This window comes from Mesorhizobium loti (genome assembly GCF_013170705.1).
GTDB classification, from domain to species: domain Bacteria; phylum Pseudomonadota; class Alphaproteobacteria; order Rhizobiales; family Rhizobiaceae; genus Mesorhizobium; species Mesorhizobium loti_D.
Map to the genome: position 1 here is coordinate 5,220,783 of NZ_CP033334.1, position 24,054 is coordinate 5,244,836.

Annotated in this window: 20 protein-coding genes and 1 pseudogene; 4 read left to right on the forward strand and 17 right to left on the reverse strand. The window is 64.3% G+C overall.

Annotated features, from left to right (window positions below; genetic code table 11):
- Position 1: 1 nt before the first annotated feature.
- The 6 genes from waaA to epmA form a co-directional block, all read right to left on the reverse strand.
- Positions 2-1,318: a lipid IV(A) 3-deoxy-D-manno-octulosonic acid transferase gene (gene waaA / locus EB815_RS25780; RefSeq protein ID WP_056562876.1), complete on the reverse strand. Its 1,317-nt coding sequence runs from the start codon at positions 1,316-1,318 to the stop codon at positions 2-4.
- Positions 1,315-2,106 (reverse strand): lysophospholipid acyltransferase family protein, encoded by a 792-nt coding sequence (locus EB815_RS25785; RefSeq protein ID WP_056562879.1) that lies wholly within the window; start codon positions 2,104-2,106, stop codon positions 1,315-1,317. The genes waaA and EB815_RS25785 overlap by 4 nt, the downstream gene beginning before the upstream one ends.
- 5 nt (positions 2,107-2,111) lie before the next feature.
- On the reverse strand, positions 2,112-2,357 hold the full coding sequence (locus EB815_RS25790; RefSeq protein ID WP_056562882.1) for a DUF4170 domain-containing protein: 246 nt from the start codon (positions 2,355-2,357) through the stop codon (positions 2,112-2,114).
- A gap of 76 nt (positions 2,358-2,433) precedes the next feature.
- The gene (locus tag EB815_RS25795; RefSeq protein ID WP_056562884.1) at positions 2,434-3,249 is read right to left on the reverse strand and encodes a 3'(2'),5'-bisphosphate nucleotidase CysQ; all 816 of its coding nucleotides are present in this window, start codon (positions 3,247-3,249) and stop codon (positions 2,434-2,436) included.
- Complete coding sequence (locus tag EB815_RS25800) at positions 3,236-4,579, reverse strand: TldD/PmbA family protein (RefSeq protein ID WP_056562887.1); 1,344 nt, start codon at positions 4,577-4,579, stop codon at positions 3,236-3,238. The genes EB815_RS25795 and EB815_RS25800 overlap by 14 nt, the downstream gene beginning before the upstream one ends.
- Positions 4,580-4,742: 163 nt before the next feature.
- A complete protein-coding gene (gene epmA / locus EB815_RS25805) occupies positions 4,743-5,789 on the reverse strand; it encodes an EF-P lysine aminoacylase EpmA (protein WP_056562890.1) in 1,047 nt (348 codons plus the stop codon).
- Positions 5,790-5,918: 129 nt separating this feature from the next.
- On the opposite strand from epmA, the gene efp reads away from it, so the two are divergent.
- The gene (gene efp, locus EB815_RS25810; RefSeq protein WP_081294698.1) at positions 5,919-6,488 is read left to right on the forward strand and encodes an elongation factor P; all 570 of its coding nucleotides are present in this window, start codon (positions 5,919-5,921) and stop codon (positions 6,486-6,488) included.
- A 27-nt stretch (positions 6,489-6,515) separates the two neighbouring features.
- On the opposite strand, the pseudogene EB815_RS33670 reads toward efp, so the two are convergent.
- The 6 genes and pseudogenes from EB815_RS33670 to EB815_RS25835 all read right to left on the reverse strand — a co-directional run.
- A pseudogene (locus EB815_RS33670) lies at positions 6,516-6,705 on the reverse strand (HNH endonuclease); the annotation flags it as partial.
- 18 nt (positions 6,706-6,723) lie between these two features.
- On the reverse strand, positions 6,724-7,587 hold the full coding sequence (locus EB815_RS25815; RefSeq protein WP_056562896.1) for a patatin-like phospholipase family protein: 864 nt from the start codon (positions 7,585-7,587) through the stop codon (positions 6,724-6,726).
- A complete protein-coding gene (locus EB815_RS25820) occupies positions 7,584-8,948 on the reverse strand; it encodes a M16 family metallopeptidase (RefSeq protein WP_056565467.1) in 1,365 nt (454 codons plus the stop codon). The genes EB815_RS25815 and EB815_RS25820 overlap by 4 nt, the downstream gene beginning before the upstream one ends.
- A gap of 110 nt (positions 8,949-9,058) precedes the next feature.
- Positions 9,059-10,411: a M16 family metallopeptidase gene (locus EB815_RS25825; protein WP_056562899.1), complete on the reverse strand. Its 1,353-nt coding sequence runs from the start codon at positions 10,409-10,411 to the stop codon at positions 9,059-9,061.
- A gap of 128 nt (positions 10,412-10,539) precedes the next feature.
- Positions 10,540-11,094 (reverse strand): 16S rRNA (guanine(966)-N(2))-methyltransferase RsmD, encoded by a 555-nt coding sequence (gene rsmD, locus EB815_RS25830; RefSeq protein ID WP_056562902.1) that lies wholly within the window; start codon positions 11,092-11,094, stop codon positions 10,540-10,542.
- Complete coding sequence (locus EB815_RS25835) at positions 11,091-13,238, reverse strand: pseudouridine synthase (protein ID WP_065005120.1); 2,148 nt, start codon at positions 13,236-13,238, stop codon at positions 11,091-11,093. The genes rsmD and EB815_RS25835 overlap by 4 nt, the downstream gene beginning before the upstream one ends.
- A 241-nt stretch (positions 13,239-13,479) precedes the next feature.
- Between EB815_RS25835 and EB815_RS25840 the strand changes: the two genes are divergently transcribed.
- Entirely contained in the window at positions 13,480-13,929 is a 450-nt protein-coding gene (locus EB815_RS25840; protein WP_056562904.1) for a nucleoside deaminase, read from the forward strand.
- Positions 13,930-13,963: 34 nt separating this feature from the next.
- Here EB815_RS25840 and EB815_RS25845 read toward each other — a convergent pair whose 3' ends face one another.
- The 3 genes from EB815_RS25845 to EB815_RS25855 all read right to left on the reverse strand — a co-directional run bounded on the left by EB815_RS25845 (position 13,964) and on the right by EB815_RS25855 (position 19,020).
- Positions 13,964-14,641 carry a hypothetical protein gene (locus EB815_RS25845; protein ID WP_081294697.1) on the reverse strand — a complete coding sequence of 226 codons (678 nt, stop codon included), beginning with the start codon at positions 14,639-14,641 and terminating at the stop codon, positions 13,964-13,966.
- Positions 14,642-14,924: 283 nt separating this feature from the next.
- On the reverse strand, positions 14,925-17,921 hold the full coding sequence (ileS, locus tag EB815_RS25850; RefSeq protein ID WP_056562908.1) for an isoleucine--tRNA ligase: 2,997 nt from the start codon (positions 17,919-17,921) through the stop codon (positions 14,925-14,927).
- A gap of 286 nt (positions 17,922-18,207) precedes the next feature.
- Positions 18,208-19,020 (reverse strand): MipA/OmpV family protein, encoded by an 813-nt coding sequence (locus EB815_RS25855; RefSeq protein ID WP_056562912.1) that lies wholly within the window; start codon positions 19,018-19,020, stop codon positions 18,208-18,210.
- Between the two features lie 188 nt (positions 19,021-19,208).
- Between EB815_RS25855 and EB815_RS25860 the strand changes: the two genes are divergently transcribed.
- Positions 19,209-19,763: an HdeD family acid-resistance protein gene (locus EB815_RS25860; protein ID WP_056562914.1), complete on the forward strand. Its 555-nt coding sequence runs from the start codon at positions 19,209-19,211 to the stop codon at positions 19,761-19,763.
- Between the two features lie 77 nt (positions 19,764-19,840).
- Here EB815_RS25860 and EB815_RS25865 read toward each other — a convergent pair whose 3' ends face one another.
- Both EB815_RS25865 and EB815_RS25870 read right to left on the reverse strand, forming a co-directional pair.
- Positions 19,841-20,821: a bifunctional riboflavin kinase/FAD synthetase gene (locus tag EB815_RS25865; protein WP_056565474.1), complete on the reverse strand. Its 981-nt coding sequence runs from the start codon at positions 20,819-20,821 to the stop codon at positions 19,841-19,843.
- 6 nt (positions 20,822-20,827) lie between these two features.
- Complete coding sequence (locus EB815_RS25870) at positions 20,828-21,688, reverse strand: TIGR01459 family HAD-type hydrolase (protein ID WP_056562917.1); 861 nt, start codon at positions 21,686-21,688, stop codon at positions 20,828-20,830.
- Positions 21,689-22,051: 363 nt separating this feature from the next.
- On the opposite strand from EB815_RS25870, the gene EB815_RS25875 reads away from it, so the two are divergent.
- A complete protein-coding gene (locus EB815_RS25875; protein ID WP_056562920.1) occupies positions 22,052-24,037 on the forward strand; it encodes a TadE/TadG family type IV pilus assembly protein in 1,986 nt (661 codons plus the stop codon).
- Positions 24,038-24,054: the final 17 nt, after the last annotated feature.

The window sequence follows — 24,054 nt, forward strand, 5'->3', positions numbered from 1 at the left end:
CTTAACGCCCGTTCGCGCCCTTCAGGCGCGACTTGACGACCAGCGGCTGGATATAGGGTTCGAGCGATTTCAGCGTGCGCGCCAGCGCGCCGCGCATCTCATCGACGGTCGCGACCCCTGCCGCCATCATCTCATGGCGCGCCACTTCGTTGGTCAGAAGGAAGTTGACGGCGCCGGCCAGCATGTCTCGATCGCGCACCAGCTTGGCGCCGCCGCTGTCGATCAGCCGCTGATAGGCTTCGCGAAAATTCTGTACATTGCGGCCGGCAAGAACCGCGGTGTCGAGCATGGCCGGTTCGAGGGGATTCTGGCCGCCCTCGGAGGTCAGCGAGCGGCCGACGAAGGCGATCTCGGTCAACCGGAGATAGAGGCCCATCTCGCCAATCGTATCGCCGAGCAGGATATCGGTGTCGGGTCCGATACGATCGCCCTTGCTGCGCCGCGCGATCTTCAGCCCCATGCCCGAAATCTGCGCGGCAAGGGCCTCGGCACGATCGGGATGGCGCGGCACGACGATGGTCAGCAGGCCGTGGTGGCGCTTGTGCAGCGTGGCGTGGACCTCCGCCGCGACCACCTCCTCGCCATCATGGGTCGAGATCGCCGCCCAGGTCGGACGGCCGCCGATCTGCCGCTGCAAGTTGGCCAGCGCCCGTTCGTCGACAGGAGGCGGGTTGGTGTCGACCTTGAGGTTGCCCGACACCGTGACCGGGCGGGCACCCAGCGCGCGGAAACGTTCGCCGTCGACATCCGACTGGGCAACGACATGGGCAAGGTTCTCAAACAGAGCCTCGGCGATGTTGGCGCGCTTTTTCCAGGAGCTGAACGAGCGGTCGGAAAGCCTGCCATTGACCAGCACCTGCGGCACATGGCGCGCGCCAAGCTCGAGGATGGTCATCGGCCAGATTTCCGATTCGGCGATGATCGCCAGGTCCGGCCGCCAGTGATCGAGGAAGCGGCTGACCGCCGGCTTCAGGTCGAGCGGCACATATTGGTGGATGATGCGGTCGCCGAGCCGCTCGTCGGCAACCTGGGCCGATGTCACGGTGCCGGTCGTCAGCACGATGTTGACGCCATAGTCGAGAATGCTTTCGACCAAGGGCACGACGGCTATGGTTTCGCCGACGCTCGCGGCATGGATCCAGATAACAGGCCCTTCGGGGCGAGGACGCCCAGCGACGCCGTAGCGCTCGCGGCGGCGGTTGCGGTCTTCCTTGCCGCGCGAGGTGCGCCAGGCGACATACGGCCCGACCAGCGGATAGGCCGCGGCACCTGCGAAACGGTATGCCCCCAACATGGCACGCGCCCAGCGGCCACTCATCGCCGGCCATCCACGAGACGGTAGGCCTCGGCGGTCGCGGCGTTGAGCGCGGTCGTGATTTCCTGGCGCTTGCGCTCCATTTCGGCGTCATCGGCGTCCGCCGCCACAAAGATCGGCTCGCCGATGGTCACCGCGGAACGGCCGAATGGCAGGTTGATGGTGGTCTTGTCCCAGCTTTTTTCCAGCACCTTGCGGCGGCTGGTGGCAATGGCGACAGGCAGGAGCGGCCGGCCCGAGAGGCGCGCCAGGAGAACGATGCCGAGCCCTGCGTCGCGCGGCGTGCCGTGAGGAATGTCTGCAATCATGGCGACGTTCTTGCCAGCCGTGAGCGACTTTTTGAGGGCGATCAAAGCCTTGGCCCCGCCCTTGTCGAGATGCCTGGCATTGTCACGGCCGCCCGAACCGCGCACCGCCTCGATGCCGAATTTCTCCAGCATCAGTGCGTTGAGCTCGGCATCGGCGCTGCGCGACACCATGGCGACCAGCGGTTTGCGCTTCGGATAATAGGCTGGCGTCAAAAGATGTTGGCCGTGCCACAAAGCGATGATGCCGGGCTCGAATTCGGCGTAGGCACCGCCCGAAAAGCGCGCCGATCCGGCGACCAGCGGGCTGGTCAGGCGAACCAGGCGCACGAACTGGGCAAGCAGGCTGGCAATGGCGTTCTTGACGAATCGCGACTGCGCGAGCGGTTCGCGTATCTTGCGCCAGAAGGTCTTGGTCGTGCGTCTGCCGCCCCTGCCCTTGGGCGCGGCGTCGCTGGCTGGCCCTTTCGCCAGGTCCTGCTCCATCGAAGTCAACCGGCGTCCTTGCTGTCGGGATCCAGCAGGCGGTGCAGATGAACGACGAAATAACGCATATGGGCATTGTCCACGCTGGCTTGCGCCTTGGCTTTCCACGCTGTGTGCGCGGATTGATAGTCTGGATAGATGCCGACAATGTCGAGCCCATCGAGATCGCGGAACTCGGTACCCCCAAGTTTCTTCAGTTCGCCGCCGAACACCAGATGCAAAAGCTGTTTCTTACCGTCTTCCGCGGTCATGTCGGTCCTTCACATATTGTGAGTTTGTGACAGGTCTAGACCAAAGCCGCCGACTTTGGAACCTTCGAAAATGCTTTCACGCATCCAGCCCGGCGATGACGTCGACGAGCACCGCCAGCAATTCACCGCTGCCGGCGGCGAGCGCGCCGTGGCGGGTCACCTCCCCGGCATAGAGCGGCGCGCGGCCATTCGGGTCGAGCAATTGGCCGCCGGCCTCGCGCAGGATGAGATCGGCGGCGGCAATGTCCCAGTCATGCGCGTTCGGCTTGACGAAGGTGGCGTCGAGCGTGCCGTTGGCGATCATTGCGAGCCGATAGGCCAGCGACGGGCTGTAGGGCGCCCGTGTCAGCCGCTTCTGCCAGCCGGCCGGCACCAGGTCGATCAACTGCTTCAACCCTGATATCTCGGCCTTGTCGCCAAGCGCGCGCACGGCGATGCGCTTGCCGCTGCGGAACGCGCCCTGGCCGGGCAGCGCCCAGTAGGTTTCGTCCATTGCCGGGCATTCGAGCACGCCGGCGAGCGTGCGGCCCTGCTCGACGACGGCGACGCTGACGCACCAGGTGCGCTGGCCTTCCAGGAAGCCGCGCGTGCCGTCGATCGGATCGACGACGAAGGTGCGGCGCGCCGAAAGCCGCGCCGGATCGTCGACCGTCTCTTCCGACAGCCAGCCATAGTCCGGCCGCGCCGCCAGCAGGGTGCCGCGCAGATAGGCGTCCGCCGCATGGTCGGCTTCGCTGACCGGCGAGGTGCCGCCCTTCATCCAGACTTGCGGGCTGTTGCCGAAGTAGCGCATGGCGATGAGACCCGCTTCGCGGGCGGCGTCCTGCAGCAGCGGCAGATCCCCGCCGGCGTCAGAAGGGGCACCGGCGGTGATCGGCTCAGGCTCCGGCAAGGGTCATGCCTTCGATCAGGAGCGTCGGTGCGGCGGTGCCGAAATTGCGGTCGAGGTCATCAGCCGGCACCATGTTGAGGAACATCGTCTTCAGGTTGGAGGCGATGGTGACCTCGGCGACCGGATAGGCCAGTTCGCCATTCTCGATCCAGAAGCCGGAAGCGCCGCGGCTGTACTCGCCTGTCACCATGTCGACACCCTGGCCGAACACCTCGGTGACATAGAAACCGGTCTTGAGCGACTTGATCAGATCCTCGGGCGAGCGCTCGCCCGGCTCGATGGCGAAATTGGTGGAGGACGGCGAAACGGAGGAGCCGCTGCGCGATCCGCGCCCGTTGGTGATCAGTCCCAGTTCGCGCGCCGCCGAAGTCGACAGGAACCAGTGGTTGAGCACGCCCTTGTCGATCATGAGAAGCTTTTCGCCCTCGACGCCTTCGCCGTCGAAGGGACGCGAGGCCTGGCCACGCGGCCTGAGCGGCTCGTCGGTGACGGTGATCGCGGATGCGGCTACCTGCTTGCCCATCATGTCGCGCAGGAACGAGGTCTTGCGCGCGACCGAGGCGCCATTGATGGCGCCGGCAATATGGCCGGCGATGCCGCGCGCCACGCGCGGATCGAACACCACGTCGATCGGTCCGGTCGCCGCCTTGCGCGCGCCAAGCCTGCGCACGGCGCGCTCGCCGGCCTTGCGGCCGATATCCGCCGGCGCGTCGAGATCGGCAAAATGCTGGCGCGAGGAGAATTCATAGTCGCGCTCCATGCCAGTGCCTTCGCCGGCGATGACGCTGGCCGAGCGCGAGAAACGCGAGCCGACATAGTGGCCAAGGAACCCGTGCGAGGTGGCCAGCACCAGGCCGCCAAGACCGGCACCGGCGCTGGCGCCGGCCGAATTGGTCACGCCCTTGACGGCAAGTGCTGCCTCATCCGCCGCAAGGGCTGCTTCCTTCAACTGGTCGGCGGACACTTCGGTGGCATCGAACAGGTCGAGATCACGCGTTTGCCTTGCCAGCAGCGCCGGATCGGCCAGCCCCTGGTACGGGTCCTCGGGCGAGACTTTCGCCATGGCCACGGCGCGCTCGGCAAGCGCTGCCGGGTCGGACGCAGCGGTGGCCGAGACACTTGCCACCCGCTTGCCGACAAAGACGCGCAGCGCGACATCCTCGCTCTCGGATGATTCCGTGCCCTCGACCTTGCCGAGCCGCACCGAAACACCAGTCGAGCGGCCGCGCACGGCAACCGCGTCGGCGGCATCGGCGCCAGCCTTTTTGGCAGCTTCGACCAGGGCCGCGACACGGTCGGTCAACTTTGCTGCATCAAGCGTATCGGTCATGCCTGTGATCCTGCTGCTACGGCCAGCCCATGGCCGCCGCCCACCATCTATTGTTCCAATCCGGCTTGTGCAATGGCGAAGGCCGGAATCAGTGGATCGATCGCAGGTGTCGGCGCCAGCTTCTTGGCGGGCGGATCAAGGACAAAGCCGGTAGCCGGTCGGTTCACGGCTCGGCCACGGGCGTCCAGATCACATCCTCGATCTTCCGGGCACCGGTCGCCAGCATCGCCAGCCGGTCGAAGCCGAGCGCGATGCCGCTGGCCTGCGGCATGATGGCAAGGGCGGCGAGAAAATCCTCGTCCACCGGGTAACGTTCGCCATAGATGCGCTCCTTCTCGTCCATCTCGAGGATGAAGCGCCGACGCTGTTCTTCAGCATCGGTCAGTTCGCCAAAGCCGTTGGCGAGCTCGACACCGCAGCAATAGAGCTCGAAGCGCTCGGCGACGCGGGCATCGCGCGGGCTCGGCCGGGCCAGCGCCGCCTCGGCGACCGGATACTCACACAGGATGGTCGCGCGCCCCTGCCCCAGGTTGGGCTCGATCTTCTCCACCATCACCCGGCTGAACAGGTCGGCCCAGCTGTCGTCAGGCGCGGTTCGCAGGCCGGTTTTGGTCAAGGCGGCGTAGAGCGCGTGCCGGTCGGTGCCGCCATCGGCGGCGACGGTGGCCAGCAAATCGATGCCGGCATGTCGGGTGAAGGCATCCGCCACCGTCAGCCGTTCGGGCTCGGCGAAGGGATCGCAATCACGGCCCCGGAAGGAAAAGCGCATCGCCCCTGCCCTCGTCGCGGCCAGCGCCAGCAGATCGGCGCAATCGCGCATCAGGCTCTCATAGGTCTCGCCCGCCCGGTACCATTCGAGCATGGTGAATTCGGGATGGTGCAAGGGGCCGCGTTCGCGATTGCGGTAGACCGGACCGAGGCTGAAGATCCTGGGTTCACCGGCGGCGAGCAGCTTCTTGCAGGCGAATTCCGGCGAGGTGTGGAGATAGAGCGGCGCGCGCGCGCCATCCGGGCCGACCGCCTCCGTGGCGAAAGCCGCCAGATGCGCCTCGTTGCCGGGCGAGACCTGCAAGGCCGATGTTTCCACCTCGATGAAATCGTTGCGGGCAAACCAGTCGCGCAGGGCAGCAGTCAGGCCATTGCGCAGCAGCAGGCGCGGGCGGCGATCGGCGTGGACATGCGGCGTCCACCAGGGTGAAGCGGCGGTCATGAGCGGATTGAAGACGTGCTGGTGCGGGCAATGTCAGTTTGCAGCAGGGGCTGGCGGTTCGCGCCAAGATGCGCTACCAGCGCCGCACAAGCCGGCAAACGCCCGTCAACTCTCGCAGGATTTAAAACCGTGGTGAAAGTCATCGCCAGTTCGCTCCGCAAAGGCAATGTCGTCGACAAGGACGGCAAGCTTTATGTGATCCTCTTTGCCGAAAACATCCACCCAGGCAAGGGCACGCCCGTGACGCAGCTCGACATGCGCCGCATCGGCGATGGGGTGAAGGTTTCGGAGCGCTACCGCACCACCGAGCAAGTGGAGCGCGCCTATGTCGAGGAGCGCGAGCACACCTTCCTCTATGCCGACGGCGAAGGCTATCACTTCATGAACCCGGAGACCTACGACCAGGTGGCGGTGACGGAAGCCGTGGTGGGCGACGCGGCCCCCTACCTGCAGGAAGGCATGCCGGTGCAGATCTCGCAGTTCAACGGCATCGCGATCGCCCTTGTGCTGCCGCAGCGCGCCACCTTCGAAGTGGTCGAAACCGAGCCGACGACCAAGGGCCAGACGGCGTCATCGTCCTACAAGCCCGCCGTGCTCTCCAACGGCGTGCGCACCGCCGTGCCGCCGCACATCGCGCCGGGCACCCGCGTGGTGGTGATGACCGCCGATGGGGCTTATGTGGAGCGGGCGAAGGACTGAGGGGTTTGGTGCGTCGGCGAAGCATAACTCTTTGAAACAGTTTTCGCGGTGCCATTGCAGGAAATGAGGATGCGGACGTTCTAGCTGTCGGCGAGGCGGAAGCGCGCGCCCAGTCCTGTTTACGAACCCTTGCACGCTTTCAAGGTCATTGACCTGCCGAGATCAAGATTTCCAAACCATCGGAAAGGCTGATCAATCCACGATCGAACATCCAATGCAGGCGCTCGAAGCCCCCTCACCCAGCCACCCTCTTCCCGCGCTTTCCCTTCCCGCCCCGCGCCTCCACCACCCTCTCAACCTCGCGCTTTAGCTGATCCTTGATATCAGCCGTCTCGCTCATCAATGCGTCGATCTTCAGGAAATCGAGCACGCGGTATTTTGACACTGCCGGGCGGACCAATATGTCGGGGCGGCATTGTTTCAGCTTGTTGGCGATGATCGACTGCATCATTAGCTGCGTGGCGCCGAACATCAGGTCGACGGAGGTGGGCTGCTTGCGGTCGACCTCTTCGGGCGCGCCGACGACGTCGACGCCGATGATGATGTCGGCGTCGTTCTCGATCAGGTCGAATGGCACGGGATTGTAGATGCCGCCATCGATCAGCAGCCTGCCGTCGCGCATCACCGGGCGGAACACGGCGGGAATGGCTGCCGAAGCGGCCAGGGCGGAATGCAGGTCGCCATCCGCGAACACGGCCAGCTTATGGCCGAAGTAATCGGTCGCCGTCACCTTCAGCGGAATTTTCAGCTCGGCGAAGGTTTCGGGAATGGCCTCGGGCAGAAACGCCTTCAGGATACGCTCGACATTGAACTGGCTGACACGGATGCCGTTCTGCATGGCTTCGGCGATCGTGCCCGGACGAGCGCGCCACATACGGCTCGCCACCTCGGCGCGCCGGCCGAGGATCGAGCGGGCGTAGTCGTGGATATCCTTGCCGGTCATGCCCGCGGCCATGCCGGCACCCATGATGGCACCGATCGACGAACCGGCGATCGCTACCGGCTTGATACCGAGTTCGTCCAGCACCTCGATGACATGGATATGCGCCAGCCCGCGCGCGCCGCCGCCGCCGAAAGCTATGCCGAAAGTCGGGCTCATCCCTTGCCGGCCCCCGCCAGCGGAGGTCCGACCACCATGATGGTCGGCTCGGCCGTCAGCAGCTTTTTCGCAGCCGCCTTGACCTGGTCGAGCGTCACCGCGTTGATGTAACCGGCGCGGCGCTGCATATAGTCGATGCCGAGATCGTCGAGCTGCAATTCAACCAGCGTCGCGGCGATGGAACTCGATGAGTCCAGATTGTTGATGGCATAGGCGCCGATCAGGTATTTCTTGGTCGCCGCGAGTTCCGCCTCGGTCGGACCGTTCTCGGCCAGTTGCTTGACGACATCGCGCACGATGCCGAGCGTCTCGGCCGCGCGGTCAGAGCGCGTTCCGGTGGTGACAATCAGCGCGTTGGCATGATCCTGGTTGACCAGCGAGGAGTTGACGCCATAGGCCAGCCCGCGCTTTTCGCGCACCTCCTGGAACAGGCGCGACGTGAAGGTGCCGCCGCCGAGGATCTCGTTCATCAGCACCGCCGGGAAGAAATCCGCCGACTTGCGCTTCACGCCGGGCCAGGCGAGTTGCAGCGAGGTCTGCGGCAAGTCGTAATTGACTTCCAGATGCTGCGCCAATTTGGGCTCGATATCGGCGACAGGCGCGAGCGCCTGGTTCTGTGGCAGGTCGCCGAACACCATGTCGAGCTTCTTCTTCAGCGTTTCGGCGTCGATGGCGCCGACGACGGCGATATGAAGGCCGCTGCGGGCGAACACCGCCTTGTGCAGGGTCTTCAGATCATCCTGAGTGATGGCCGCTATGCTCTTCCTGGTACCCTGGTCCGAGCGCGAATAGGGGTGGTCGCCATAGACGGCACGCGCCCATTTGTTCTGCGCCACCGTGTCGGGGTCGTTCTCGTTGGCGATGATGCCGGACAGGATCTGGGCGCGGATGCGATCGATCGGCACCTGGTCGAAGCGCGGCTCGTTGACCGCCAGCCGCAGCAGGTCGAACGCCTCGTCGCGCTGCTCGGCCAGCATGCGCATCGAACCATAGATGCCGTCGCGGCTCTCGTCGAAGCTCATCTCGGCTCCGGCATCGTCGAGCTTGATCTGGAAGGCTTCCGAATCGAGCGGGCCGGCACCCTCGTCGAACAGGCCAGTCATCAGATTGGCCAGACCTTCCTTGCCCGGCGGGTCCTGTGTCGAGCCGCCACCGAAGACCAGGCGGACGGCAACGATCGGTACCGAATAATCCTCCACCAGCCAGGCCGTGACACCCTTCGACGAGGTGACGGACTGGATTTCCATGGCGCGGGCCGCAAGCGCCGGCGGGACCAGGAAGAGGATGGTGAGGAGCAGAGTAACCAGCGGAACGCCGATATGCCTTGGCGACGATGTAGCAAGGTCGGCGCCGCCCCTCATCTGCCTGCCGGCATCCTCTCCCGGCAAACGGTCGGACGGACGCTCCAAGCGACGATTTCGCCAATCACCGGCTTTTGCGGTGCCAACGTCCATGAGGATCGAGTTCATCATCAATTCCCCGCCTGTTGCTGCGGCAAGAGATAGCCTGACGTCGAGCGAGCCAGCACCAGGTAGCGTGCGGCGACGGCCTTGACCTCGTCGGCCGTGACCTTTCGGATACGGTCCGGCCATTGCTGGACATCCTGCACATTGCCGCCGGTGGCGAGCGTCGAGCCATACATTTCGGCCATGGAGTCCTGTTTGTCGCGGGTAAAGACCATCGACCTGATATAGCGGTCCTTGGCCTTTTCAAGCTCATCGGGTGTGACGCCGTCGCTGGCGATGCGCGCCACCTCGGCATCGACCGCGGCCTCGACGTCGGCCAGCTTGGCGTCGCCGCGCGGCGCGCCAAAGACGGTGAAATTGGTGTCGTCGAGCATGGTGCCCTGGAAATACGCACCAGCATTGGACGCGATGCCCTGCTTGACCACAAGCGCCTGGTAGAGCCGGCTGCGGTTGCCGCCGCCGAGGATTTCGGCAAGCAGGTCAAGCGCCTCGGCCTCCCCCGGCTTGGCGGTGTGGTAGGATGGCACCACCCATTGCGTCGAGAAGCTCGGCACGCTGACGCGGGCGTCGGAGAGCGTGACGGTGCGCTTGGTGTTCTGCTCCGGCTCGACCGGGCGGACGCGCGGCGGCAGGTCCGGGCCGCGCGCCACCTTGCCATAGGTCTTCTCGGCCAGCGCCTTCACCGTCTCCGGTTCGACATCGCCGGCCACGATCAGCACGGCATTGTTTGGCCGGTAGTACTTGTCATAAAAGGCGGTGGCGTCGGTTCGGTTCAGCTGTTCCATCTCCTGCATCCAGCCGATGACCGGAATGCGATAGGGCTGGTTCTGCCACAGCGTGGCATCGACTTCCTCGTCGAGCACCGCCTGCGGATTGTTGTCGATGCGCGAACGGCGCTCCTCGAGGATGACATCGCGCTCGGTCTTGATGACATCATCCGTGAGGATGAGGTTGCGCATCCGGTCCGCCTCGAAGCCCATCATCTGCTCGAGCGCCGATGGCGCCACCGTCTCGTGGAAAGCGGTGTAGTCGTAGGAGGTGAAGGCGTTGTTGGAGCCGCCAATGTCGGAGACGGCGCGGTCGAACTCGCCGGCCGCGTGATTTGTCGTCGCCTTGAACATCAGATGTTCGAAGAAATGGGCGATGCCGGACTTGCCCGGCGGCTCGTCGGCGCTGCCGATCTTGTACCACACCATATGAGTGACGATCGGCGCGCGATGGTCGGGAATGACGACCACTTCCATGCCGTTGTCGAGCAGGAAGTCGGTGACCGTGCCATCATCGGCTGCAAGGGCGGGGCTGATCAGCGCCAGAGCGGTCGTCAGCAGCATTGCGCGCAGCCATTCAGGACGTTTCATCGATGGCTCCGGTTGTCATGACGGGACGATAGGCGGGGTTGCCAGCCGAGGCAAAGCGAATTTGTTCGTCATTTTGAAGGCGCTCGGCCTACCGTTTGACTTCGGAAGGGATCGCGAACGCGGGCGTATCATTCAGCCTCGATGAAACGGATCACGGTTTCACCGTAATTGCGCTCATCCAGCACGGAAAAGCCCGGGCCTGGTTCGAAGGGAACCGCCGCCGTCTCCTCGACCACGCACAGCGCGCCGGGGCGCAGCCAGCCGCCGGCTTTCGCCGACCGCAAGGCAAGCTCGCCAAGGCCCTTGCCGTAGGGCGGGTCGGCGAAGACGAGGCCAAACGGCGCCAGCGTGCCCGCCTCGCCAAGACCTGTCGCATCGCGACGAAAAATCTTGGTGCGGCCAGTCAGGCCGAAGGCCTCGACATTGTCGCGGATCAGGCCACGGCCTTCGGCGGATTCCTCGATGAAGACACCATAGGATGCCCCGCGCGACAACGCCTCCAGACCGAGCGCACCGGTTCCGGCGAACAGGTCGAGCACACGCGCGCCGTCCAATTGTTCGGCAAAACGATGCGCCAGCACGTTGAAGACGGCCTCGCGGGTGCGGTCGGTCGTCGGGCGGATGGCGCTGCTGCGAGGCGTCGCCAGCGGACGCCCACGAAACTCACCGCCGACGATTCTCATCGTGTCCGGGGACCCTTGGGGCCGCCGCGCGGCCGCTCACCGCCGCCGGCGCCGCCAGGACGCTCGCCGCGCGGCTTGCCGAACGGCTTGGCGCCTGCCGGTTTTCCGCCGGGTTTGCCATAGGACGGTTTGAACGACGCCTTGCGCGCCTTGGCGTCGGCCGCCTTGGCGGCATCGGCTTCCGCCCTGCCCTTGCCGATCGGCCGGGCACCAGGCGCCATCCAGACATTGGCCTTGCGCTGGCCGGGCGGCTCGATCGGCCGCTGCTCGCGTTCGGATTTCTTGCCGCCACGAGGTTTGTCGCCGAAGCCACCGCGCGGCTTGTCGCCAAAACTGCCGCGTGGCTTGTCACCAAAGCCACCACGCTCTGGCCTCGGACCGCGCTCGCCAAAGCTCTTTTCCGGCCTCTCGCTTCTGTCGGGGCTTGTCGACAGTTTGCCGAGCGCCTCGTCGCGGCTGCCTTCCCGGCGCTTGCGGTTCTTGATCAGCCCGCCCTCGCCGATCGGCCGGCGCTCGCCATCACGCGTGAATTTCGGCCGTTCGGGTTCCGGCTCGCGAACCTCAGTGCGCCGCACCGGCTTGTTGGAGAAGGGCTTTGTTATCTCGGCATCGAAATTGGCGCCGGATTCCTCCACCAGGCGTTCGCCAAGCTGGTCGCGCAACACGCGGCCCTTGATCTCCAGCACATGGCCTTCGGGAAGGTCCTCGAGCTGGAACGGGCCGTAGGAGATGCGGATCAGCCGCGTCACGTCGAGGCCGAGCGCGCCGAGGATGTTCTTCACTTCCCGGTTCTTGCCTTCGCGCAGGCCGATCGTCAGCCAGGCATTTGAGCCCTGCTCGCGGTCGAGGCTGGCTTCGATGGCGCCATAGAACACGCCGTCGACGGCAATGCCTTCGCGCAGCCCGGCAAGCGCGCTTTCCTCGACCTTGCCGTGGACGCGCACGCGGTAGCGGCGCAGCCAGCCGGTGGCCGGCAGTTCGAGCACGCGCGACAGGCCACCATCGTTGGTGAGCAGCAGCAGGCCTTCGGTGTTGATGTCGAGCCGGCCAATGGTCATCAGCCGTGGCAATTCGGCCGGCAGCACGTCGAAGACGGTCTTGCGGCCCTCGGGATCGCGGTTGGTGGTGACGACGCCAGCCGGCTTGTGAAAAAGGAACAGGCGTGTGCGTTCGATCGGCGGGATTTCCATGCCGTCGAGATGAATGATGTCGCCTGGCATGACATTGAACGCCGGCGATGTCAGCGCCCGGCCATTGACCTTGACGCGGCCGGCGGCGATCAGCTCCTCGGCATCGCGGCGCGAGGCAAGCCCGGCGCGCGCCAGCCGCTTGGCGATGCGTTCGCCGGCCTCTTCCGTGGCTTCGGCGGACCGTGGTCGCGGCTTGAAGCCACCTGATGCCCCTTGCGGCCGATCACCGAAGTCGCGCTTGGGACGATCGCTGAAGTCGCGCTTCGGACGGTCGGAAAAGTCACGCTTCGGACGATCGCCGAAATCACGCTTGGGGCGATCGAAACGCTTTTCGCCGCCCTCTGCTGAAGCGGCAACAGGACGGTCGCCACGCGGCGCGTAGGGTTTGCGTGGCCCTTCACGTTTTTCATACGGCTTGCGTTCGCCATCGGCCGCCGTCGGACGGTCGCCGCGTGGCGCATAAGGCTTGCGCGGTCCTTCACGCTTCTCATACGGCTTGCGCTCGCCTTCAGCCGCCATCGGACGGTCGCCGCGTGGCGCATAAGGCTTGCGCGGTCCTTCACGCTTCTCATTCGGCTTGCGCTCGCCTTCAGCCGCCATTGGCCGGTCGCCGCGCGGCGCGTAGGGCTTGCGTGGCCCTTCGCGCTTCTCATACGGCTTGCGCTCGCCTTCAGCCGCCATTGGCCGGTCGCCGCGCGGCGCGTAGGGCTTGCGTGGCCCTTCGCGCTTCTCATACGGCTTGCCCGCAGGGCGCGGCCCCTTGCTGAATGGCTTGTCGCCGCCCTTGAAGTCGCGCTTCGGGCGCTCGCCCTCGGTGGCCATCGGACGATCGCCGCGCGGCGCGTAGGGTTTCTTGGCGCCGAAGGATGGCTTGCCGCCCCTGTCGCCTCGCGGAGCCGCGGGTTTCTTGCCCGGACCTTTTTGGCGCGGAGATTTCTTGTCGTTGTCGTCCATGTGGCCTTCGTCCGTTTGCGCTGCTACATCGTGGCGCATCCTTTCGGGCGCGCAACGAACGCTGTAGCACTTTGATTTGGCGCATGATCTTTTCTGAAAATCGAGTCCGATTTTCAGGCTGATGCGCTCAATAACAGGATCATCAGAGTTTGTCAGGGAAAAGTGGAGGCCGGTATTTCCGGCAAGGGGAACGAAAATCAAAAGCTTGGCGTGGCGAGGAGATAATCGGAATGGAAACCGCGTGAAGCGGCCGGATTTCATGGCGGCGGCGCTGAAGGAGGCCGAAGCGGCAGCCTTGCGCGGCGAAGTGCCGGTCGGCGCCGTCATCGCCACGGGCAACACAATCGTGGCCTGTGCCGGCAACCGTACCCGCGAGCTGGCGGACCCGACGGCGCATGCCGAGATGCTGGTCATCCGCGAAGCGTGTGGGAAACTCTCAAGCGAGCGGCTTACCGGCCACGATCTCTATGTGACGCTGGAACCTTGCGCCATGTGCGCCGGCGCCATTTCCTTCGCCAGGCTGCGCCGTCTCTATTTCGGCGCCGAGGACGAAAAGGGCGGTGCTGTCGTCAACGGCGTGCGCTTCTTCGCCTCCCCGACCTGTCACCACACGCCCGACATCTATCCGGGTATGGCAGAGACCGAAGCGGCCCTGCTGCTCAAGGAATTTTTCAGGGAACGCCGCGACTGATGTCATGCCACCGAAAAGGCAGCGCGGGCCGTTCTTAGAGCGACGGCAGCCAATCGAACCAGCCGCCCTTCTTGCCTTCCGCCTGTTTCTTCAAACGGCGTTCCTTCTTGTATTCGTCCTCGCCGAGTTCGTTCTGTGGCGCGGTGTCCGATGCGACACGGTAGGCCAAGGGCGGCTCGCTCAAATACTTGCGCGTGTTCGGATCGCCCTGCTTGCTCACGGCGAGACGGCGCTGGATTTCAGCGGCGCGACCCTTGTCGGAGTCAGCGGGCGACCAAGCCGGCGGGTGGCTGGAACCAGACTCTGCCATAGCCTTTTTAACCGAAGCCGGATCCGTCTGCACGTCGTCAACGATCTCGGCCTGGTAGTTCGGATCATTCTGGTGGGCGGTGGCGTCGGCGCGCAAGCGCGCACGGCGCTGCTCGGGCGATTCGGGCCATTCGGCGCTTGCCGTCTCGATGCTGTCCTGCGGTGCAGGCAGGGCTTCCTTCTGTCCGGGAGCGGGCTTTACCAGGGTGGGGCGCGGCTTGTAGTCGATCGGATCCCTGCGCTTCGGCGCGAAGGAAACGGCGCCGGTGAGATCGCCGGCGAGCTGTTCGGCGGCAGTCTTGTCGGTGCCGTAGGTCGGAGAGCCCATGCAGCCGGACAAAGCGAGGCCCGATGCGACAAGCGGCGCCAGCAGCGCGAGGCGCGCATTATATCTCTCGGTCATGCCAAAAAGTCCCACTCTAGACAGCCTCTCGATCGCCACCGGTCTTGATGTCCGGCCCCCATCGTCCAAGCACTTGCGACGGAAATCCGGCGACAATTTGTCTTCCGGAGTTTCGCGTGTTTACCTCAACCGCTCGTTAAGGGCAACGCACGGGCGGATCCGCGCCGCCCGGCGTGGCATTTGTGCACCGATATGCCGCGCATTCCGGCTACGCCTGCCGTGATCCCAAAACCGCGGCACGCCCTCGGGCCAGGCCCGAGGGCGTGGTTTCGGGCGACATGCGTCAAAGCCGGCCGAGCGCCTGCAGTTCATGCAGCACGGCAGCGTCGCGCGCCGAGACATCGGGAAATGCAGGATCCTGGCCGACATCGGCCGTGTAGCGCCAGGAACGCGCGCATTTGACCAGACCGCGATCCTCGGCCTTCTCGACCACCACGGCGACGCCCTTGACGTCGTCGAGCGTGAAGGCACCTTCCGGCGCCTGGCCATGGGCAATGACGAGATCGCTGGTGATCGCCATCTCTGCCATGTCGACGTCCGAAATGGCCGCCTCAAGCGCCGCGTCGTTGATCGTGACCACCGGCACTGCCTCGAGCGAGGAGCCGATCACCTTCTGCGCCCGCGCGATCTCCAGCGCGCCGGTGACGACACGGCGGACCTGCCGCACCTTGCGCCATTTTTCCGCCAGCGCGTCATTCTTCCAATCCGCCGGGATTTCCGGGAACTGGTCGAGATGCAACGAAACGGCATCGGGATGGCGGTCGAGCCAGGCCTCTTCCATGGTGAAGGGCAGCATCGGCGCCAGCCATTTCACCAGGCAGTCGAAGAGATGGCGCACCACCTGCACCGAGGCCTTGCGCTTCACGCTCGACGGCGCGTCGCAGTAGAGCGCGTCCTTGCGGATGTCGAAATAGAAGGCCGACAGTTCGACCACCATGAAATCGAGTAATGCGCGGGTGATGCGCTTGAATTCAAAGGCGTCGTAGCCTTGGCGCACCACCTCGTCCAGCTCGGCCAGCCGATGCAGCATCAGCCGTTCGAGCTCCGGCATTTCAACCAGCGGGACCGTCTCGCCATCGTCATGGGCGAGCGTGCCCAGCATCCAGCGAATGGTGTTGCGCAGTTTGCGGTAGGCGTCGATGTTGGTCTGCAGCACGTTCTTGCCGAGCCGCTGGTCTTCCCAATAATCGGTCGTCACCACCCACAGGCGCAGAATGTCGGCGCCGGATTGCTTGATCACGTCCTGCGGCACCACGGTGTTGCCGAGCGATTTCGACATCTTGCGTCCGTCCTCGTCCATGGTGAAGCCATGGGTGACGACGGTGTCGTAAGGCGCCCTGCCCCTGGTGCCGCAGCTTTCGAGCAGCGAGGAGTGGAACCAGCCGCGATGCTGGTCGGAACCTTCGAGATAGACGTCGGCCGGCCATTTCAGGTCGGGACGATCCTCGAGCGTGAAGACGTGCGTCGAGCCCGAATCGAACCAGACGTCGAGGATGTCCATCACCTGCTTCCAACGGGAGGCGTCGTGGTTGCCGAGGAAGCGTTCCTTGGCGCCGGCGGCGAACCAGGCGTCGGCGCCTTCCTTCTCGAAGGCATCCATGATGCGCTGGTTGACCGCCTCGTCCTTCAGGACGTTGCCGTCCTCATCGGCGAATACGGCGATCGGCACACCCCAGGCGCGCTGGCGCGACAGCACCCAGTCGGGGCGCTCCTCGATCATGGCACGGATGCGATTCTGGCCGGCAGCCGGCACGAAGCGGGTGTCGTCGATGGCCTTCAACGCGCGGCTGCGCAGCGTCGTGCCGTCGCCGAGGTCCTTGTCCATGTAGACGAACCATTGCGGCGTGTTGCGGAAGATGACCGGCTTCTTCGACCGCCAGGAATGCGGATAGGAATGCTTCAGGCGGCCGCGCGCGAACAAGGCGTTGCGCTTGATCAGCTCGTCGATGACCGCCTGGTTGGCGTTGCCCTTCTTGCCATTGTCGTCGATGACGCGTGCCGGCCCACCTTCGCGGTCCGGGCCGAAGCCCGGCGCGTCCTTGGTAAGGAAGCCGGCGTCGTCGACGGTAAACGGGATCGCGGTATCGATGCCGCGCGCACGCAGTCCGGGCGCCGCGTCCATCCAGGCGTCGAAATCCTCGCGACCGTGGCCGGGTGCCGTGTGGACGAAACCGGTGCCGGCATCATCGGTGACATGGTCCCCGGCAAGCATCGGCACGGGGAACTCGTAGCCGCCGCCGAGGCCCTTGAAGGGGTGCGAAAGCACAAGATTTCCAAGCTGTTCGGTGCCGATGCCGTGAAGGCGCTTCAAGGTTACCTTGGCCTTGGCCTGGCTTTCCTCGGCCAGGGCGTCGGCAAAGATCAGCTTCTCACCCGGTTGCGGACCGAACGCATTCTCGGCTGCTGTCACCTCGTAGAGCCCGTAGGCGACGCGCGGCGAATAGTTGACGGCGCGATTGCCCGGGATGGTCCAAGGCGTCGTCGTCCAGATCACGACATGGGCATCCAGCAAATCCAGCGACCGCCCGCTCAGATCCGGATTGAGTTCCGCCGGCTGCCCGTCCACGACACTGGCAACGACGAGATTGGCGACGGGGAACTTCACCCAGATCGTGTCGGACTCGTAGTCCTGGTATTCGATCTCGGCCTCGGCCAATGCGGTGCGCTCGACGACGCTCCACATCACCGGCTTCGAGCCGCGATAGAGCTGGCCCGACATGGCGAATTTCAACAACTCGCCGGCGATGCGCGACTCGGCATGGAAGGCCATCGTCGTATAGGGGTTCTTGAAGTCGCCGACGACGCCGAGCCGCTGGAACTCTCCACCCTGCACAGAGATCCAGTGCGCGGCGAATTCGCGGCATTCCTGGCGGAATTCGTTGACCGGCACCTCGTCCTTGTTCTTGCCCTTGGCGCGGTACTGCTCCTCGATCTTCCACTCGATGGGAAGGCCGTGGCAGTCCCAGCCGGGAACGTAGTTCGAGTCATAGCCGCGCATCTGGAACGAGCGGGTGATGACGTCCTTGAGGATCTTGTTCAGCGCATGGCCGATATGGATGTTGCCGTTTGCGTAGGGCGGGCCGTCATGCAGTACGTATTTCGTGCGGCCGGCGGCACTCTCACGCAGCTTGGCGTAGAGGTCCATGTCCTGCCAGCGCTTGACCAGCACCGGCTCCTTCTCGGGCAAGCCGGCGCGCATCGGGAAATCCGTCTGCGGCAGATAAAGCGTCTTGGAATAGTCGATCGTCTCGGCCTTGTCGGCGGTAGGGGTATCGGTCATTGATCTGCCATCTCAATTGCCCGGCGGGAAAGCCCCGGGGCTTGAAGTCTTTGGTTGATGCACATCCGTTTCCCAAAACCGGACCCACTTTTGGGCGATATGCGTCGATGTTCTGGAAAAAACGCGAGGGTGCGCGCAAACGTCCCGGCGGCTCCGGCGGCGCTCAGGCCGCCCGGAACACCGGGCCGGTAATTCGTATCGTCAGCACACGAAGGCGCGAAAAGCTCGTCATTGGTGGGCTTTTAGCGGAGATAGGCGCAGGAATAAAGCGTCTCGTTCAATTCGCCTACATCTTGAAGTCGAAGCGATAGGTGGTCGACACGCCGACCATGAACTGGTTGCGGTCGCCGCGCTCCCTGACCAGGCTGGAATCGGCCGCCGGACCTTCCAGGCGCGAATATTCGCCGAACAGGCTGGCGGTCATCGGATCGGTCACCTTCCAGGTCACCGCACCGCCGAGGCCGACGGATTTCAGGCCGCCACTAGGATTATACTGGCTCAGGCCCGAGGCCACGGCTTCCTGCGCGTTGACGCCATAGTAGGTGTCGAAATACTTGGCCGAGGCAAAGGACACGCGCGGGCCACCCGAAATCCTGACGGTTGGCGTCACATCGTAGAAGGCGTCGGCGGCGATATCGGCGACAAAGCCATTATGGGCACGGATGCCGTGCCGCAATTCGGCGCGCGCGCGCATCCAGTCCGTCGGATAGAATTCGAAAAAGCCACCGACTTCACCACCCCAACGGACCGGATCGAGGCCCTTGAGTTCGTCGGCATCGCCGTCGTCGCGCGAAAACAGGAACTTGCCGGTCAAACCGGCGCGAACGCCGCCATCGTCGACGAGCGCCAGCGAAATGTTGTCGTTGCGCGAGGTGAAGCGTGCCTGGGGACCGGCCTTGCCCAATGAGATGATGGGCTGGGCGCTAAGCATGTATTTCTTGCCGCCCTCGAAATTCGGCGCAACCATGCCAGTGGCGCCAACCGTCAGATACCAGTCGCCGGACAGCCAGCCCAAAGCGCCGTCGCCGGCCTCGGCCGCGCCCGACGTGGCCAGCATGACGGTAGCCAAGGCTGCAGAAATCTTTCCGAACGGACTCATGGCTACTCCACTAACACGATACAACTGTCCTTCTGCGACAGCTTTGACGAGGCTTTGGTAAAATTTGATTTAAAGCAGAGACATAAGCCTCGCATTGCTTGCATCCTCCTATCCGCCCTCGGCTGGACGCGGATCGGCCCCAGGGGTAACTTCGTTTTATTCTGGCAGTCCTCAAGGGAGGTGGCGACATGACACTGCACGGCGATACACTGAAGAACGCGATCGGCCAGACGCGAGCAAAGTGGGGATGGTTTGTCGGTCTGGGCGTATTGCTGCTGATCCTCGGCGGCATTGCCTTCGGCAATTTGTTCATCGCCACGGTGGCTTCCGTCTACGTCGTCGGCTGGCTGATGCTGGTGGCCGGCATCATCGAGATCATGCATGCTTTCGGGGTCAAGACCTGGGGGCGCTTCTTCTACTGGCTGCTGAGCGGCCTGCTATACGCGGTCGCCGGGTTTTTCGCTTTCGACAACCCGCTGCTTGCCTCGGCGGTGCTGACCTTCCTGCTGGCCGTCGCGCTCGTCGCGTCCGGCGCGCTGCGGGCCTGGGTCGGCTACAGTCACCGTCCGGAACAAGGCTGGGGCTGGATCGTCGCGGCAGGCGCCATCAGCGTGCTTGCCGGCCTGATCATCGCCATGGGTTGGCCGGTCAACAGCGTGTGGGTGCTCGGACTGTTCCTGGCGATCGACCTGATCTTCCAGGGCTGGACCTTCATCGCCGTCGGCCTGGCGCTGAAAAAGTAGAGTAGAGCCTTACCCCCGCACGGTCTCGCGCGAAAACCGATCCGACGGGGCGGATATCCGGTTCGGGATAGCGCTTTTCAAAAAGCGATGGCGGCGTCGAGTTGTGAAAGCGGCTTGACGCCGGCAAGCAGCGCCCTCGCCTCGGCTTCGTCCCTCTTCATCTGCACGACCAGCGCGTCGAGCCCGTCGAATTTGATCTCGCTGCGCAGGAAGCCGAAGAACGAGACCTCGCAGGTCTCGCCATAGAGATCGCCGAAAAAATCGAAGACGAAGGTCTCCAGAAGCGGTGCGCCATTGTCGTCGACGGTCGGGCGGCGGCCGAAGCTGGCGACGCCATCGTGCAACGTGCCGTCGGCGCGCCGAAAGCGGACGGCGTAGATCCCTTCCCTGAGGGTGGCTTCCGCGGGAAGCCGCATATTCGCGGTCGGAAAGCCGAGCGTTCGGCCGAGCTGCTGGCCACCGACCACCTCGCTTTCAACGGTGAAGCGATAGCCGAGAAGGCCAGCGGCCTCGGCCACCTCGCCATCGCAGAGCAAGCCCCGGATCCGGCTTGACGAGACCACCTCGGCGCCCTCGTCGCGAAAAGCGTCGACGAGCGTGACGCCAAAGCCATGGCGTTCGCCGGCTGCCATCAGATAGGCCGGTCCGCCCTGGCGGTCCTTGCCGAAATGAAAATCGAAACCGGTCACGGCGTGGGTGATGCCGAGCGTCCTCTCCAGCACGTCGGTGACGAAAGCTTCCGCCGACAGCGAGGCGAAGTCGCGCGTGAACGGCTGCTCGACGAGCGCGGCAAAGCCGAGCAACGACAGAAGGCGCGCCTTCATCGGCGGCGGGGTCAGCACGAACAACGGCATGTCGGGCCTGAAGACCTTGCGCGGGTGCGGCTCGAAGGTCAGCACCAGGGCCGGCACGTCACGCCGCGCAGCCTCGGCCAACGCCCGCTCGAGCACCGCCTGATGGCCACGGTGGACACCATCGAAATTGCCGATCGCGACAACGCCGCCCCGCAGATCGGCGGGCAGCGGCGCGGCTGCCGAGAGATGCTGGAAGGCCACCATTGTCACCTACTGCAGTCTGGCTATGACGGCCACCGGACGATAGCCGTGCCGTTCCAGGAAGAGTCCGAGCTTTGCCGGATCCGGCCGGGCTGCATCGCCATAGTCGCGGGCATGGATGCCGCCGGAGACATAAAGAACATCAAAACCATTGTCGGCCGCGCCCTTCACATCGGTCATCATCCCGTCGCCGATGGCCAGCACCTGCGAACGCTCAACCGGCCGCCCAAGCACCTCCGCCACTTCTTTCATCGCGACGTCGTAGATCGGCGTGTAAGGCTTTCCAGCGATCAGCGTGCGGCCGCCGAGCTGGGCATAGTCGCGCGCCAGGGCACCCGCACACCAGATGATCCGTTCGCCGCGCTCCACCATGATATCGGGATTGGCGCAGATGAACGGCAGGTTCCTGGCACGCAATCGGCGCAAAAGGTCCGTATAATCCTCAGGCTTCTCGACCTCGTCGTTGAACAACCCGGTGCAAACTACACCGGCGGCTTCGAATTCCTCGACGAGCTCGACATCGAGGCCGTCATAAAGGGTCAGGTCGCGTTCGGCGCCGATGTGGAAGATCTTGCGCGGGCCCTCCGCGATCAGGTCGCGGGTCACATCACCCGAGGTCACCACACGGTCGTAGGCCGATGGCGGAACGCCGATCACGCTCATCTGAGCCACGACATCGGCGCTGCGGCGAGGCGAATTGGTGATAAGGACAACCGGTATACCGGCTGTCCTCGCCTCGGCAAGCGCCGCCGCGGCCGCCGGAAAATGCCATTCGCCATTGTGCACCACGCCCCAGACATCGCAAAGAATTGCCGAATAGGCTTTCGAGACGTCTTCGAGCGAGCCGACGATTTCAGGCGAATTCGCCATGCCGTTTCCTTCAGTATAAGCGTTGCGAGTGCCGCGGCTGACGGGTCGCCGCAGCGGGTTTCGAATTATCCGAACCGCTCCATGCTGTCACCAGCTTTCGCCTGGCAGCCTCGTCAATTGATCAATGAGAGCTGGCTGGACGACCATGAGCGCTCTCTTATCCGTCCTATCTGTCAGCCCAATATGCCTACGTCCTGCGTCGGCAGGCGTTTTTCTGGACGGCATCAGGGCCGTGGCCTTTGATTGGTTAGCGGTTGGTGAAGCGCCAACCAAGCAATAGAGCGGTTTCCCAAACCCGTCTTTCAGCGTTTTGTGAGAAGCTGGCGCAGACCGAAAATCCGCCGGCGGGGGCCGCTGCAAGACATGCGTGAAATCTGGCGTCAGTTCCGCCGCGACCGGCGCGGCAACTATGCTCTTGTGACAGTCGTGGCGATGATACCGCTGATGGGCGGCCTGGCGATCGCGGTCGACTTCACGGAAATGAACCGTGAAAAGCAGGTGGTGACGAATGCGCTCGACGCCGCCAACTTCGCCACGGCGCGCCGGCTGACGGAAGGCGCGACGGACGACCAGCTGAAGGCCTACGCGCTCGACTTCTTCAACGCCAACCTGAACGATGTCGATCCCGCCAGCACGACCCTCAACGTCGTCTTGCCGAGCAACACCGCCGGTGGCGGCCTGCTCACCATGACGGCGCAGCTTGCCTACAAGCCCTATTTCTACCCGGCCTTCGCGCAGCTTGTCGGTAAATCCGCAATCGATGCGAACCAAAGGATCAGCTTCAACGTCACCTCCCAGGTGAGGCTGAAGAACACGCTGGAAGTTGCCCTGGTGCTCGACAATTCCGGGTCGATGACCACACTCGGCACCGGCTCGGGACAAAAGCGCATCGATCTTCTCAAGACGGCGTCCAAGCAACTGGTCGACACGCTGGCCCAGCAGGCGGCCATGATCAAGCAGGTCGACAAGCCGGTGCAGTTCGGTCTCGTGCCCTTTGCCGCTTCGGTCAATGTCGGCCCCGGCAATGGCAATGCATCGTGGATGGACACAGAGGGCCTGTCGCCGGTGTCGAACGAGAATTTCGATTGGTCGACGCTGAATGCGGCCAACAAATACGCCCAGCAGACCAACGGCATCTGGTACAAGCGCGGCACCGGCTGGGGCAGCGAGGAAGGCCAGATTCTGACCCGGTTTTCGCTCTACCGGGACATGAAGGTCGTCACCAACCACGAGCGCGTCGTCAACAGCAAGCGGGTGGTTTGCGACGAATACAATTCGAACAACACCTGCAAGCGCAGCCACGACGAATATGACTACATCGACTCCTACGGGCCGTTCGCCAGCTGGCAAGGCTGCGTGGAGGCCCGGCCCTACCCCTACAATGTCAACGACACACCGCCATCCGGCGGCTCCGCCAACACCGGCATAGGCGTCGGCGATCCGGCAACGATGTTCGTGCCCATGTTCGCCCCGGACGAGCCCGGCAACCACTGGAAGCTCACCCAGGATCCCGACGAGGCGGCACCGGTGACCTATGGCGCGGTGAACAGCTGGTGGAATGACGATCCTTCGAGCAGCACCGGCCAATGGCGGCTGCGCAACATGGCCAAGTATTTCCAGCCGCGGCCGATCAATGCGCCGGCGCTGCCTGCCGGCAACGGCCCGAACTACAGCTGCACCACCAATCCAATCACGCCGCTGACCGATGTCAGCGTCACCGATGGGCTCACCTCGATCAAGGCCGCCATCGACCTGATGCAGCCGAATGGCGGCACCAATGTTCCCGAGGGCATGGCGTGGGGCTGGCGCGTGGTTTCGAGTGGCGAGCCGTTCACGCAAGGGCGGGCTGAAACCGAGAAAGGCAACGACAAGGTGGTGATCGTCCTGACCGACGGCGCCAACACCTACTATACGCCGTCCTCGCTGAGCTATTCCGATCCCGCCAACTCCAAATCGACCTATGCGTCCTATGGCTATCTCAACCCCGGCTACAACGGCACCTCGGTCGGTCGCCTGTTCATGGGCACATCGAGCGCCATCGGTCGGCTCGACTATTCGAACGGCAACTACACGAACGCGCTCAACGAGCAGATGGCAACGCTTTGCAACAACGCCAAGGCGGCCAACATCATGGTGATGACGGTGGCGCTCGACCTGTCGACGACCAAGGCCAGCGACAAGCTGGCGATCGATGCACTGAAATCCTGCTCCTCGGACTCGCGCTTCCGCAAGGATCCGGCGAACCCGAGCAAGCCGGCGAAGCTGTTCTGGAATGCGACCGGCGCCAGCCTGTCGAACGATTTCAAGGAAATCGGCAACGAACTGTCGAACCTGCGGGTGGTCGGTTAGAGCGTGTCGCGTCGAAC